This is a genomic window from Parabacteroides sp. CT06, from assembly GCF_002257605.1.
In the GTDB taxonomy this organism is placed as follows: Bacteria; Bacteroidota; Bacteroidia; order Bacteroidales; family Tannerellaceae; genus Parabacteroides; species Parabacteroides distasonis.
Window position 1 is genome coordinate 5,146,971 of sequence record NZ_CP022754.1, and the last position, 14,059, is coordinate 5,161,029.

Annotated in this window: 9 protein-coding genes; 5 read left to right on the top strand and 4 right to left on the bottom strand. The window is 43.9% G+C overall.

Features of this window, described 5'->3' with window-relative positions; translation table 11 throughout:
* Positions 1 to 3 precede the first annotated feature (3 nt).
* On the bottom strand, positions 4 to 2,739 hold the full coding sequence (locus tag CI960_RS22235) for a DNA gyrase/topoisomerase IV subunit A (RefSeq protein WP_005860001.1): 2,736 nt from the start codon (positions 2,737 to 2,739) through the stop codon (positions 4 to 6).
* A 218-nt stretch (positions 2,740 to 2,957) separates the two neighbouring features.
* On the opposite strand from CI960_RS22235, the gene CI960_RS22240 reads away from it, so the two are divergent.
* Positions 2,958 to 3,725, top strand: a complete 768-nt coding sequence (locus tag CI960_RS22240) for a porin family protein (RefSeq protein WP_005859999.1) — start codon at positions 2,958 to 2,960, stop codon at positions 3,723 to 3,725.
* A gap of 98 nt (positions 3,726 to 3,823) precedes the next feature.
* Positions 3,824 to 4,264 (top strand): hypothetical protein, encoded by a 441-nt coding sequence (locus tag CI960_RS22245; RefSeq protein WP_005859997.1) that lies wholly within the window; start codon positions 3,824 to 3,826, stop codon positions 4,262 to 4,264.
* Between the two features lie 696 nt (positions 4,265 to 4,960).
* Here CI960_RS22245 and CI960_RS22250 read toward each other — a convergent pair.
* Complete coding sequence (locus CI960_RS22250; protein ID WP_005859995.1) at positions 4,961 to 6,397, bottom strand: Gfo/Idh/MocA family oxidoreductase; 1,437 nt, start codon at positions 6,395 to 6,397, stop codon at positions 4,961 to 4,963.
* Positions 6,398 to 6,604: 207 nt separating this feature from the next.
* Between CI960_RS22250 and CI960_RS22255 the strand changes: the two genes are divergently transcribed.
* Together CI960_RS22255 and CI960_RS22260 are read left to right on the top strand one after the other, a co-directional pair.
* Positions 6,605 to 8,149 carry a glycine--tRNA ligase gene (locus tag CI960_RS22255; protein ID WP_005859992.1) on the top strand — a complete coding sequence of 515 codons (1,545 nt, stop codon included), beginning with the start codon at positions 6,605 to 6,607 and terminating at the stop codon, positions 8,147 to 8,149.
* Between the two features lie 4 nt (positions 8,150 to 8,153).
* Positions 8,154 to 8,672: an FKBP-type peptidyl-prolyl cis-trans isomerase gene (locus tag CI960_RS22260; protein ID WP_005859990.1), complete on the top strand. Its 519-nt coding sequence runs from the start codon at positions 8,154 to 8,156 to the stop codon at positions 8,670 to 8,672.
* A gap of 337 nt (positions 8,673 to 9,009) precedes the next feature.
* On the opposite strand, the gene CI960_RS22265 is transcribed toward CI960_RS22260, so the two are convergent.
* Both CI960_RS22265 and CI960_RS22270 read right to left on the bottom strand, forming a co-directional pair.
* A complete protein-coding gene (locus tag CI960_RS22265; RefSeq protein ID WP_005859989.1) occupies positions 9,010 to 9,804 on the bottom strand; it encodes a LytTR family DNA-binding domain-containing protein in 795 nt (264 codons plus the stop codon).
* Positions 9,805 to 9,811: 7 nt separating this feature from the next.
* Positions 9,812 to 10,579: a LiaI-LiaF-like domain-containing protein gene (locus CI960_RS22270; RefSeq protein ID WP_005859987.1), complete on the bottom strand. Its 768-nt coding sequence runs from the start codon at positions 10,577 to 10,579 to the stop codon at positions 9,812 to 9,814.
* Between the two features lie 239 nt (positions 10,580 to 10,818).
* Here CI960_RS22270 and CI960_RS22275 point away from each other — a divergent pair, with 239 nt between their 5' ends.
* Entirely contained in the window at positions 10,819 to 13,956 is a 3,138-nt protein-coding gene (locus CI960_RS22275; protein WP_036629101.1) for an ATP-binding protein, read from the top strand.
* The last annotated feature ends 103 nt before the right edge of the window (positions 13,957 to 14,059 follow it).

A 14,059-nucleotide genomic window follows, 5' to 3' on the forward strand; every position in this document is an offset into this window, starting at 1 on the left:
AGGTTATTCGTCAAACAATTTCATCTGTCCCGTAATTTCATCGATAATATCCGTGGTACTCTGCCCGTCGTCAGTGTCGTTTCCCTCCTCATTGCCTTCGGTATCGTCTGATTCCGATGCGTTTTCGGAAGGGACGAAGCGATTCGGTTCCAGCTCATTGATTGTCTCGACCTCAAATGTAGAGATTCGTTTACCTTTGGCTTTGAAGCCTTTCACCGCGATAAATTCGTCGGCATCGAGGATGAGAGCCTCCCGGAAGGCGTCGTGGCCTCCGAAGATCACCTCGATACGAGGATAGACCTCATCCGTAAGCAACATCAAGCGGTTCTTCGGATTCTCTCCTAGGAAATTCTGCTTCCGGGTGTTTACCTCCAGCAGGAATCGTTTGATATAATAATATTTCTGATCCGCGTCGTATAATACGGCAGTCCATATCTTGCTCGGCTGGTATTTCTCGATGACCATGATATTGGACTCGTAGTGATTGCTAAGGTCAAAATTCGTGACGTAGAAATCGCCGTTCGGCAGGATCACCAATATCTGATCGTTGCTATGGAACTCGCCTAGCTCTTCTCCCCGTCCATCGTAATTTAACCGGAGTACGTCCCAGTCGAACCATACTTCCCGGCCTCCCAAGGTGGAAGAGCCTTTCTGCTTGAGGCTGATCTTGTGCACTTCCGCTTTCGTCAGGATATTACCTTGAGAACCCCGTCCCTTAATGGCTATCTCGCTGAAGTTCTTTTCGAAGACGAGTAGTTTCTGCCGGGGTTTGGGTTTCAGGATTACCTTGACGGTCTCCGCCTCTCCGTTCGGGTTTGCACTGAAGTAAAGGACACGGGAGTTTTCCGTACCTTTGGTCAGGTCGTATTCCCGATCGCGTGTAGCGCCTGTGACGGCGAAGCGTTTGATGTAATTATATCCGAACTTACCGTCCCGGTATATGACGTTGTAAATCGTCCGGTTGTCGTTACGCTTAAATACGTTGACATATAGAATATCCTTACCGATAAAGATCTTATCCGCTACCTTGACGATCTTATAAGTACCGTTGCGATAGAAGATAATGACATCGTCTATATCCGAGCAGTTACATATGAACTCGTCCTTTTTCAGTCCCATGCCGATGAAACCTTCTTGACGGTTGATATACAATTTCTCGTTCGCCTCTACGACCTTGGTCGCCTCGATCGTGTCGAAATTGCGTATCACGGTATGGCGAGGGTAAGCCTTGCCGTATTTCTCTTTCAGCATGGTAAACCAATCGATGGTATAGTCGACGATATGTTCCAGCTTATCGTTGATCTTGGCGATTTGTTCCAAGGTCTGGGCAATGAACTCGTTACTCTTGTCGGAGTTGAACTTTAAGATACGTCCCATCTTGATCTCCATGAGTTTCAGGATATCGTCCCGGGTAACCTCACGGATAAATCGGGGCTTGAACGGCTCTAAACGAAGGTCGATATGGGATATCGCCTCGTCCATGTTCTTGGCGTTCTCGAACTCCGGGTCTTTATAAATACGTTCCTCGATAAATATCTTTTCAAGGGAGGCGAAGAACAGGGCCTCCTCCTGCTCTTGTTTCTGGATCTTGAGCTCTTCCCGTAACAGCTCCAGCGTACGATCCGTAGAGTGGCGAAGCACATCGCTGACCGTAAGGAAATGCGGCTTGTCCTCCTTGATCACGCAACAGTTTGGGGAGATACTGATCTCACAATCCGTAAAGGCGTATAAAGCATCGATGGTCTTGTCTGAAGAGACCCCCGGAGCGAGATGCACCAAGATCTCTACATCCTTGGCGGTATTATCGTCTACCTTCTTGATCTTGATCTTTCCTTTATCGTTCGCTTTTAGGATGGACTCGATCACGGTAGAGGTTGTTTTTCCATACGGGATCTCCGAGATCACCAATGTCTTATTATCGAGCTTGCCGATTTTCGCACGGACTTTCACCGATCCACCCCGTTCTCCATCATTATATTTGGCTATGTCGATAGAGCCTCCTGTCTGGAAATCCGGATATAACGCGAATTCCTCTCCCCGTAGATAGGCGATGGAAGCATCTAATAACTCATTGAAATTATGAGGGAGTATCTTGGAAGACAGGCCTACGGCGATACCTTCCACGCCCTGTGCCAGCAATAAAGGGAATTTTACCGGTAAGGTAACCGGTTCCTTATTACGCCCGTCGTAAGAAAGCTGCCAAAGGGTTGTCTTGGGATTGAATACGGTCTCCAAGGCAAACTTGGAAAGGCGAGCCTCTATATAACGAGGAGCGGCGGCTCCGTCTCCCGTCAGGATATTACCCCAGTTTCCTTGGCAATCGATCAACAGATCCTTTTGTCCCAATTGCACCAAGGCATCTCCGATAGAGGCGTCTCCGTGAGGGTGGAACTGCATCGTATGACCTACGATATTTGCAACCTTGTTATACCGCCCGTCATCCAACCTCCTCATGGAGTGCAGGATACGTCGTTGTACGGGTTTCAGTCCATCGTTGATATGCGGAACGGCCCGTTCCAAGATCACATAAGAAGCGTAGTCTAGGAACCAGTTTTGGTACATCCCAGACAAATGATAGGTCGTGACACGTGTATCCCCTTTCCCCGGGACTTTATAGTCGGAATGGGTATTCGCCTCTTCCTCCGTAGTCTCGTTATCTTGGGTATCACTATTTATATCCTCAATTTCCTCGTTTTCCTTATCTTCGATATAATCGTCTTCTTTATCTTCCGGTCTCATAAAATCCAGTTCTTTCTACACAACGCTATTACGCCAAATTGCTAACAGGGTGTAAATATAGCAAATATTCGGCAGTTTTTATAAGAATGAGGCTTTTACGAGAGTGAGTTTGCGTTAAATAAAGAGATTTTATAAAATAAATATTTAGGTGGTAGGGGTTTTTCAGAATCTTTTGTCTTATCAATAACAATTGATATTTACATATAAAAGAATATGATATGAAGAAGCTGATTTTATTTGTGTTATGCGCTTTGAGCGGCTTGATGGTGAGCGCTCAATCACGCTGGGGGATTACTCCGGAGGGTGGATTTGCCGCGGTTAATCGTGTTGGAATGGGATCTAGCTGGCGTGCGGGGGTTAAGGTAGGCGTTGGTGTATCTTACCAGTTTGAACCGGGATGGATTGGACTGAAATCCGGTTTATATTATGCGAATAGAGGGTATTCGTTGGGAGATTATCCGAGAACGACGGAGTCTGCCACGTATGTCTTGAAAGAGATGATGACCGGTGGTATCACGCAACATTTTTTGCAATTGCCCGTGATGGCTGATTTCTCATGGAAAGTGTCGAAAGAGGTACGTATGCATTTAGCGGTCGGTATGTATGCCGGTGTATCTGTCAAGAATGATACGAATTGGGGATCTTCGTTTACGATGGGGTATTCGAAGGAGCCGCAGGCGCTTGGTAAATATGTCAAATCTACTGGCCTAGGGTATAGTTATGGTTATGGCCATTCGGGATATGATGAGGCTGAAAACGCCGATCATCCATTTCGAGACGTGAATTCTTTTGATTGGGGATTGACAACTTCTTTTGGTATAGAGGTGAATAACTGGGTGATGAATCTGGGGTATGATCTCTCTCTAGGTGATGAGGGCGGTAACTATAAGATCGATGGCGATAATTTCTCTCTGTATGAAGTAAGAAGTGTCGGTGCCAATTACAATACGATGAGTCTGACGGTTGGGTATAAGTTCAAGCTTTAACGGCAAATCACTCATAGGATACGAATCTGACGAATATTCGGTGTCTTTTGGCGTAAGAAGTTTACTTCAACAGAAACCTAGATTAGACGTATCATAATTTGTCTACGCTTCATTATAAGTATGATGAACAAGGCCGGAAAATAAAGGGGATTACTGAATATCCGGTTATTGGCAAGAGCAAGGTGACAGTCTTTTCTTATAAGAATAATCTTCTGGAACGGAAAGTTGAGTACGACGAACTCGGCCGGAAGCTTACTTATACGGACTATGAGTACGATGAGACAGGGTTGTTGACAAAAGAAACGATTCGTGATCCCGAAACGTCCGAGGTTCTCCGATATAGCGAGTACCGCAATGAGAACGGATTGAACATGGAGATCATGGTTTATACTTCTCTCCCGACAGAGAAGAAACCCATAGAGCTTCGTCGGATCACGAAGTCCTATGATCAGAATGGCAATCTGCATCAATTAGTCTCTGAAGAATTGGCTTCTTCTAGCTCCCAGTCGAGTTTCTCGGAGTCCTATGAGTATATTTGAAGGCGTTCGTGATGACTTTATTCGATATGGAATGTCATCACGAATGTTTTTTCCTTCGTATAGGGTGCCTATTCGTCCAATCCTTGTTCGTTCGGATTTCCGGTCTTCATGAAATACCCTTATACAATAAGACCCCTTCCGTAGTTGTTCTCACTCCTTGTACTTTTCCTTCGGTAATTTGAAAATTCTTTTAGTTCTTATGGTTTTCTATATTTGCCATAAATATAACAAAAAATGCAGAGCGTAGCGTCGGGATTAAAAGCAAAAGACATTTCTCTTAGAGGTAACAAAAGTTTCATACTGAGGAAACTTTAGTTTCCCTATAGAGAAACAAAAGTTTTCCGCTTATTAAACTTTTGTTTTCCTATAATAAAACTTTTGTTTTTTAGGTTAAAAAACTACAAATGGCTAGATGTTAATATTTTATCCGTGTTGAAAGGAGATCGGATAATGCTATATGGTGAGTGTGGAGAAGCGTTGTGTTAGGTGATGGAAAAGTGGTAAATGGCAGTAAATAGTGGTAGATAGAGCCAGATAATTGTAGATGTTTTTTATCTACCACCATGGATTAAGTATCCTAAGACCAGATGATTGCAGGGATAGTTGTAGATGTTGTAGCAAATGGGCTTGTAAATTATATGGGAGAATTGAAAGTTAAAGCGATGAACGAATAACTTTCAATTCTCCATGTTTCAATTAAATGGTATAATATTGTTCCCATCCTTTGCGAGGCGGCAAACCACACAGCATCTTATTCGCTTCCGGATCGTTCGTGATCTGTTTCGTGTCACGATCGAAGACGAGCTTGCGGTTCAAGCGCTGGCTTAATACGCCGAGACAGAATACCTGACTTAATGGGCCGGCGATCGAGAACGGTGAGCGGGTTTTCTCCTTACCCATACAGCTTAACAGGAAGTTCGCGAAATGGTTAGACGGGCTTTTCGGCACTTCCGGTAAGCGGGATTCCATCTCTTTCGCTTTCTCATCCGGGATGATAGATAAGGTACTTCCATGAGAACCACCCTTGAAGGTTAATTCTTTCGAGTAGATTTCCTTGCCCGGGTTCAACTTCGCCGGTTGTATCTTCCCTCCGGCTACGGTCGGGATATTCGGGTCGAGCTCCGAGACACCATAACCTTCCGGTACGGCGGGGATATTGTCCAGTCCATCGTACCAAGTGATATCCACGGCCGGCATATTCCCTCTTTCCGGGAATTTAAACAGAAGGGTGGATGACATCGGGAAGAAGAACGGGTTATGGTCTTTCAAATAAAGCGGATTTATTTCTGTAGGCAATCCTAAATCTAGGAATTCATGTGCCGTATCCAAAATATGCGCTCCCCAGTCTCCTAAGACACCCATTCCGAAGTCGTACCAACAACGCCATTGTCCCAAATGGTAGTCATGGTTGTAATCATGATATTGAGCTACGCCGATCCATGTGTCCCAATCCATCGTCTCGGGAACCGGTTCTCCCATAGGCATATGCCTAATATTCGGGTTCCATCCGTGCCAGCGACGCGGATTATTCATATGGGCGGTAATGGCGGTAACATCCTTGATAATACCGGCCTCTTTCCATGCCTTGAATTGGAAATAGTTCGCCTCGGAATGTCCTTGGTTACCCATTTGGGTGACAACGCCGTATTTCTTCGCTCCACGCATCATGATCTCTATTTCTTGGAACGTGCGGGCCATCGGTTTCTCTACATATACATGTTTGCCGTGCGCCATCGCCTCGATCGTGATCGGGAAGTGGGAATGATCCGGCACGCCTACGCTTACGGCATCGATCTTGTCCGCCATCCGGTCGAACATCGTGCGGAAGTCCTGAAAACGGGCCGCTTTCGGGAACATGTTGATAATCTCTTGCGTGTGAGGGGCTCCCATGTCCACGTCGCAGAGAGCTACCACGTTACACAGACCTGTGTTATACAATTCCTTGGCGATCTCGCCCCCTCGTTGTCCGATGCCGATGAACGCTATATTTACCCGGTCATTAGCGCTGATTAGCGGGGAAGTAGGTAGAACACGTCCGTGGGCGGGTGTCCAGAACGACGGGATGGCTGATACTGCCGATAAGGCTAGCGCTCGCTTAAGGAACGAGCGGCGTGAGATTTCTTCTGATTTCATGGTATTATCTTGTTTAAATTATACTGTTTGCGCAAACACTAACGATTTACGTCGTAAATATACAAAACTTTCTATAGTTACGGAAAAAATCATTTACTTTGTAGCCGCATAAAGGAGACCATGTGCTAATGTGTCACTCAGGCGGGTCTCCGATGGACTTATCATTGGCACATTGGCATATTAACAAAATTGGCAAATTATTAGATTATGGCACAAGAAGATGTATTTAAGAAATTAGTTTCACACTGTAAGGAGTATGGTTTCGTATTTCCCTCCTCAGAGATTTATGACGGTTTGGGAGCGGTATACGATTATGGCCAGTATGGTGTTGAGTTAAAGAATAATATAAAGAAATATTGGTGGGATAGCATGACTTTGCTGCATGAGAATGTAGTGGGTATTGATTCCGCTATTTTTATGCACCCTACTATCTGGAAAGCTTCCGGCCATGTTGACGCTTTTAATGATCCGTTGATCGATAACAAGGACTCGAAGAAACGTTACCGTGCGGACGTTTTGATCGAGGACCATTTGGGCAAGATCGAGGAGAAAATAAATAAGGAAGTGGCGAAAGCCGCAAAGAAATTCGGTGACGCTTTCGATGAGGCTAAATTCCGTGAGACGAATCCTCGTGTATTGGAGCATCAAGCGAAATGGAATGAGATTCATGAGCGTTATAGTAAGGCGATGAACGAGTCTAACTTCGAGGATCTTCGCCAATTGATCTTGGATTGCGAGATCGTTTGCCCGATTTCCGGAACTCGTAACTGGACGGAGGTTCGCCAGTTTAACTTGATGTTCTCTACGGATATGGGTTCTACCGCTGATGGAGCGACTAAGATTTATCTTCGTCCGGAGACGGCTCAAGGTATTTTCGTGAACTTCTTGAATGTGCAGAAGACTGGCCGTATGAAGATCCCGTTCGGTATCGCCCAGATCGGTAAGGCGTTCCGTAATGAGATCGTGGCTCGTCAGTTTATCTTCCGTATGCGCGAGTTCGAGCAAATGGAGATGCAATTCTTCGTTCGTCCGGGTGAGGAGATCGAGTGGTTCAAGAAATGGAAGTCTACTCGCTTAAAATGGCATCAAGCTCTTGGCTTGGGAGATCAGAAGTATCGTTATCACGATCATGAGAAGTTGGCTCACTACGCTAACGCCGCTACGGATATCGAGTTCGAGATGCCGTTCGGATTCAAGGAAGTGGAGGGTATACATAGCCGTACGAATTTCGACTTGAGTCAGCATGAGAAGTTTTCCGGTAAAAAGATCCAATATTTCGATCCGGAGTTGAACCAGAGTTACACTCCGTATGTAATCGAGACCTCGATCGGTGTAGACCGTGTGTTCTTGAGCATCATGGCGGGTTCTTACTGCGAGGAGACGTTGGCGAATGGCGAGAGCCGTGTGGTATTGAAGTTGCCCGCAGCCTTGGCTCCGATCAAGTTGGCCGTATTGCCATTGGTGAAGAAAGATGGCCTGCCCGAGAAAGCTGAGGAGATTATAAATATGTTGCGTTTCGACTTCCGTTGCCAATACGACGAGAAGGATTCTATTGGTAAGCGTTATCGCCGTCAAGATGCGATCGGTACCCCGTATTGTATTACGGTAGACCATGACACCTTGAAGGATAATTGCGTAACGATCCGTTTCCGTGACACGATGGAGCAAGAGCGCGTAAGCATCGATAAGCTTCACGATATTATTACGGAGAAGGTGAGCATGAAGAATTTATTGAAAAAGGTAATAGAGTAAACGAATGAAGAAGTACTGGCATATCGCGTTGATGTTGTTTTGCGTGCTCATGATCACCTCTTGTGGGGATGATGATGAGGCACTAGAGGTGGATGAGGTTTGGAAGGTCCAGAATGAGGAGGCTTTTCAAGCCCAGATGCTGGTTCCGGGTTTCGAGCAATTGAGTTCTCAAAGTAATGCCGGATTTATCCTTTACAAGGTCTTGAAGACAGGAGAGAGTAAGGAGCCGATTTATTATACGAGCAAGGTGGAATGTTATTATAAAGGGACGTTTATTGATGGAACGGTTTTTGATGATAAATCGTTTGAGGCAGGTGCCCCTGCCGAGCTTACTGTTTCTGAGATGGTAGATGGTTTTGCTACAGCGTTACAGAATATGCACCCAGGAGATCGTTGGGAGATTTGGATTCCTCAACAGATGGGATACGGTTCGGCTGGAAGGAGTGCTTCGGGAAGTGTCATAATAAAGCCTTATACGACTTTGATCTTTGATTTGGAAGTTACAAGGATTGTCAAAGAGTAGGTTCTTTCATTAAGAATAATTACGGCCGCCTCTTTTTAGGGGTGGCCGTTTTTTTATAGTTATATGTAAATCTAGGGAAGCAAACCTCTATAAACAATTAAAGCCTGTCTCACGACAAGCCCTAACCAAACTTTGTTAACCTTAAATCTAATACTATTATGAAAAAACCACGATGCAAAGATACGTTCGTCAAGACCATTTGTCAAGTCTTTTGCAACTAATATATGTTAAGTAACATGTCGATGCTTGCTAAAAAGTGTTACACAACATAAAGCTCTATATATTACAATCAAAATCTTCTAATTTTAACGATGATTAGATCCCTTTCATAGGACTGCTAAAGGGAAAGACGTTCTTTGAGTAGCTTATAGCCAGCGCTACTGGCACGAAGATAGGTTCCATCCTTTAATCGTACTTGATAGGTTTCTTTTCCGAATAGTTCTACTCGCAATATCTGTTCCGTATTAACGATATAAGAGCGGTGTATACGAACGAACTCCGGAGAAGGAAGGCTTCGCTCGAAATACTTCATGGTTTGCTCCTTTACGTGCTGACCGGAAGTGGTGAATAAGGTCACATAGTCGCCACATGCTTGCAAATAGAATATCTCTTTTATCGGGATGATATGAATACGTGCCCCGTCTTTTACGGATATACGATCTAGAATCTCCTCCGGAACGGTAGTCGGGGGAGGGGCCGTCTTTTCCTCCATTTGTCTCACGATAGGTTCCGCCTCACTCTTTCTTTCCCGACTGGCATACCATTGGGATAGAATGATCCATGCCATTAGGCCGAACAGGAATCGAACAGGAATCGTGATCGAGAATTCCTCCCAATCTTCCAATCCGAATATTTGTAGCAAGATCGAGCATCCGGCTATGCAAGCGATTTGTACGAGTACGGCGAAAGCCACTCGTGCTTGCATGATATGTAACGTACATTGTACATACCAAAGATAATATCCCGCTACGGCGAACAATGCGATGGAAAGTAGGCTATCGACCAAAGTGATGCTCAACGGAAGATCGCCATAAAGAGTTAATAATGCGCATTGGATCGCTATGGCTAAAAGTAGTAATAGGCTTCCCAGCCCTTTATGTAATATGGATGTTGTAATAGGATGTTCTTGCATGATGAGTTTAGTCTCTTAGTTCAAGGCCGCTGAACGACAAGTCTCCACATATGTATAGTGTATGCGTCATGTCGGTTGCTTCTGTCAGTTCCCTCATATCTTGGCATCCTGCCAAGAAAGAACCAACCTTTAGACGAACCAGCCATCCTTTAGGAACGTATATTACTACGCCGCTGAAGGAGCTATCTATGTTTATGATGGTTTCATCAGCCTCTAATGTTGTTTTTTTAAGATCAAGAATCACGTTGCCGAAAGATACGTCTATGTCCGCCCCCTTGAATACGGGGTCCAGTACGATGTGCCTTACCGAGTTGAAAGTGGTGTCAACCGATACGAAACCGTTATCTGTCTCGTAGTTGATCTCATCGTTAGGCTTTCTGTGCCCGAAAGGGGGATGGTTAAAGGGACGTTTATGCTTTTTCGTGCGGATAGAATCTTTCCGCTTCAGCATGATGACCAATCCTAACAGGATTAATCCTAACGGCCAATATACACGTAAAAAATCGTTCGTGATCCAATTTAACTGCGGGAAAAGGAAATAGACTCCCACGCCCACGAGGAGCATACCTCCTACCGGATTACGGTGGAAAATCGTAAAGATGCCCGACACGACAAGCAGCATCGGCCAAGATACAAGCAAGTCAAATAAGGATGGATCTATCATTCCTAGATTCCGCAGTAAAAATAATATACCGACAATGATAAATAAGGTAGCGATCAGATACCCGTTTGTCCTCTTCTCTTTAAAATTGATGTCATAATCTTTCATATCCATAAGTTCAATTTTTTTGTTTTTTATCAAATGTACGGGTTCGTCATTCTATACACAAGTAAATACCGCTGATTTCTATACGAGTATCGGTAAATAACCGAATAATCCCGATTAAAAAAGCCTTTAGTTTGTAAGAAACGTGAATTTGACACCAAAACTTGATAAAAAAACTAGTTTGATAAGATTAGTTGATAATTAAGGAATATCTTTGTCTTTACAACTGCAATAGAGGAATGTAGGGAATGATACGAAATATTATAAATTTAAAGGCAATAATACTTTATTTTGGATTGATTTTATGCTTGATAGCCGGTATGCCGACTCCGGCTTATGGGAGTTCTTCATATCCGGTCAAGGAGGAATCGTATGTATTGGTGATAAATTCATATGTGGATGGCGAACGTTGGTCTGGTAATTTATTAAACATGATCTCGAAGTTCGCTACCCCGGAGGAGTACACTCTCCGGATAGATCATATAAGCGTGATGTTGGTTGATACGCCAGAGAAATTAAAAGAGAAACAAGAGGTCTTCTTTGAAGCTAACAAGAAGAAGCCGGATGGAATTATCTACTTAGGCGTAAATGGATGGGCTTTTATGCGGGATAAGATCCGGGAGAAATGGGGGGATATTCCCACTCTGGTCTGTTCGGAGACGGGGGAAATGGCAGAAAATGAATGTTATTTTAATCAGAGGCATTCCTCTGATAGGGTGATTCCTTTACAAGAGGCGGTTAAGGGGTATAACGCTACGGGATTGGTTATCCCTTATTATGTTAAAGGTTCGATCGACTTGGTGAAGGAATTAATCCCGGGTTTGAAACGTCTGATTTTCATATCCGACAGACGTTATGTTTCCACATGGCTCCGGGATGAGATGGAGAAACATATGGAAACTTCTTTCCCTGAGGGGAAAGTGGATTTTTATACGGAGGGTTCTTGCTCCATGGATAGTTTATTGGCGGTTCTGTCGGAGAAAGATCCGCATCGAGCGACAGCCGTGATGTATTACTCGTGGATTACCGAGAAACCTTTCTTGAATCACTCGTTATTATATAGTACTTTATATCAAGGTATAAACGGTATTTCTAGGCATCCTGTTTTTTCTTTATATGATATGGGTGTGGAAGAAGGATATACGATTGGTGGATATTATAATAGCGCTAAAACGATTGAGACTGCTCTAATCCCCTTGCTACAACAAGTTTATAACGGTGAAGATATGGGCAAGATCCCGGTTTCAACGGTGGATGATCCTCATAAATACTTGAATTATGTTTCGTTGATAAGTGCGATATCTAATGAAGATAATTTCCCGCGTGATGCGATCTACTTGAATGCGCCTCCCTCTTTCTTGGAAAAATATTGGATGCAACTGTTAGGCTTTCTGATATTCTTTCTGGTAGTCGTGTTTTTAGCGTGGCATTACGTGTATCGTTCTAAGCAAAAGATGAAGGAAGTGGAGTTGAGGCTATTATCCCGTTACCGTGATTTATTTAATAATATGCCATTGCCTTATATACGGCAGCGGCTGATTCGGGAAGGTACGCAAATCGATGTGCAGGTTTTGGATGTAAACCATGCTTTCGAGGAAAAAATCGCTCCTAAAGATTTCGTGGTAAATAAGCATGGAAAAGAGATCGCTAATTTAATTGGGGGAAGTTATCCTTTGCTTCTATCGGCTGTACCTACAGTTCTGGAGAGTGGGAAATCCTTTACTTGTGAGTATTATTTTGAGCCGACAGGGCTTTACTATACGATTATCATCATGCCTACCTCGGAAGAGAATGTGGTTGATGCGTTTTTTATTGATATTACGGATATCCATAAATTCCAGACGCATTTGAAAGCCATGAATCATAAGCTGGCTATGGCGTTAGAGGCGGCAGATCTTTTACCGTGGCGATATAATCTGGCTGAAGAGAAGATTATCTATGAGTCGAAAGTACATCCGGGAGATAATATAGAGACAGCAGAGGTGCATACCCATGAGGTTTCGTTGAAGGAATATTTCAGCAAGATACACCCGTCTTTCAGGGCTTGCGTGGAAAAGGCTTTCGATGATTTGTGTAATGGGAAAATAAAGAAAGTACGAAAAGAATATTGTCTGGAGCGGTTGATTCCGGGAGAAGATCGCCATGAGTGGGAGGAGATACAGGTAATGGTCGAATATGATGCTTCCGGTAAACCGAAAGCGTTGATCGGGTCTACGATATCTATTACCGAGCGTAAGCAATTGGAACATGACCTTCGAATGGCTAGGGATAAGGCGGAGGAGTCGAATAAATTGAAATCTGCGTTTTTAGCTAATATGAGCCATGAGATACGTACACCGTTGAATGCGATCGTAGGTTTCTCTAATATCCTCGCCTCGACCGATAACCTTGAGGATAAGAAGGAATTCGCTGATATTATCGAGAATAATAATTCCCTATTGTTGCAGTTGATAAACGATATCTTGGATTTGTCAAAAATTGAGGCGGGTACCTTGGAGTTTACTTATGACTATGTGGATATTAACGCTGTATTGAGGGATTTGGAGCAATCGGCTCATTTGAAGAATAAGAATCCGGATGTACAGATCTCATTTAAGGATTATCTGGAGCCTTGCGTGATTTATACGGATCGAAATCGTCTGTCCCAACTGATGATCAATCTGTTGAACAATGCCATGAAATTTACGCAGGCAGGATTGATCTCATTTGGCTATAAACTGCGGGATGATAATACGTTGTGGTTCTATGTAGAGGATACGGGCTGCGGAATCCCGGAGAATAAACGGAAAGATATTTTCGGACGTTTTGTGAAACTGAACACTTTCGCTCAAGGAACAGGATTGGGTTTAAGCATCTGTGAGATGATTGTTACCCAGATGAAAGGAACGATCGGGGTTGATTCTATGGAAGGGAAAGGCTCTAAGTTCTGGTTTACATTGCCTTTTCAGCCGAAGAAAGAATTATTTCCTAGTGAAGAGCAGAAGCCTGTTACTTTGGAGAAGATCGCCCGAAGTGAGGTTACGATCTTGATCGCTGAGGACAATTCCAGTAATTATCGCCTGTTTGAGTCTATATTGAAGCCTGAATATAAATTGATTCATGCATGGAATGGAAAGGAGGCTGTGGAGCTATTTTATCAGCACAAACCTCAGTTGATCTTGATGGATATAAAGATGCCGGTCATGGATGGATACGAGGCTACCGCAGAGATTCGTAAGGTTTCTGCTAGCGTGCCTATTATCGCGGTGACGGCTTATGCTTTCGCCCAAGATGAGCAACGGATCATTAATAGTGGATTTGATGCCTATACGGCGAAACCGATTAATGGGAAGATCTTAAAAGACAAGATATCAACTTTATTGACGCATCGGATTATTCTGATGTAATCGAAGGGCTTTGCGGGAAGCAGACCTTATAAAACAATTAAAGCCTGTCTCACGACAAGCCCTAACCAAACTTTGTTAACCTTAAATCTAATACTATTATGAA

Coding starts and splice junctions, on each gene's coding strand:
- CI960_RS22235 (WP_005860001.1), bottom strand. CDS start 2,739: ATGAGACCGGAAGATAAAGAAGACGATTATATCGAAGATAAGGAAAAC.
- CI960_RS22240 (WP_005859999.1), top strand. CDS start 2,958: ATGAAGAAGCTGATTTTATTTGTGTTATGCGCTTTGAGCGGCTTGATG.
- CI960_RS22250 (WP_005859995.1), bottom strand. CDS start 6,397: ATGAAATCAGAAGAAATCTCACGCCGCTCGTTCCTTAAGCGAGCGCTA.
- CI960_RS22255 (WP_005859992.1), top strand. CDS start 6,605: ATGGCACAAGAAGATGTATTTAAGAAATTAGTTTCACACTGTAAGGAG.
- CI960_RS22260 (WP_005859990.1), top strand. CDS start 8,154: ATGAAGAAGTACTGGCATATCGCGTTGATGTTGTTTTGCGTGCTCATG.
- CI960_RS22265 (WP_005859989.1), bottom strand. CDS start 9,804: ATGCAAGAACATCCTATTACAACATCCATATTACATAAAGGGCTGGGA.
- CI960_RS22270 (WP_005859987.1), bottom strand. CDS start 10,579: ATGGATATGAAAGATTATGACATCAATTTTAAAGAGAAGAGGACAAAC.
- CI960_RS22275 (WP_036629101.1), top strand. CDS start 10,819: ATGATACGAAATATTATAAATTTAAAGGCAATAATACTTTATTTTGGA.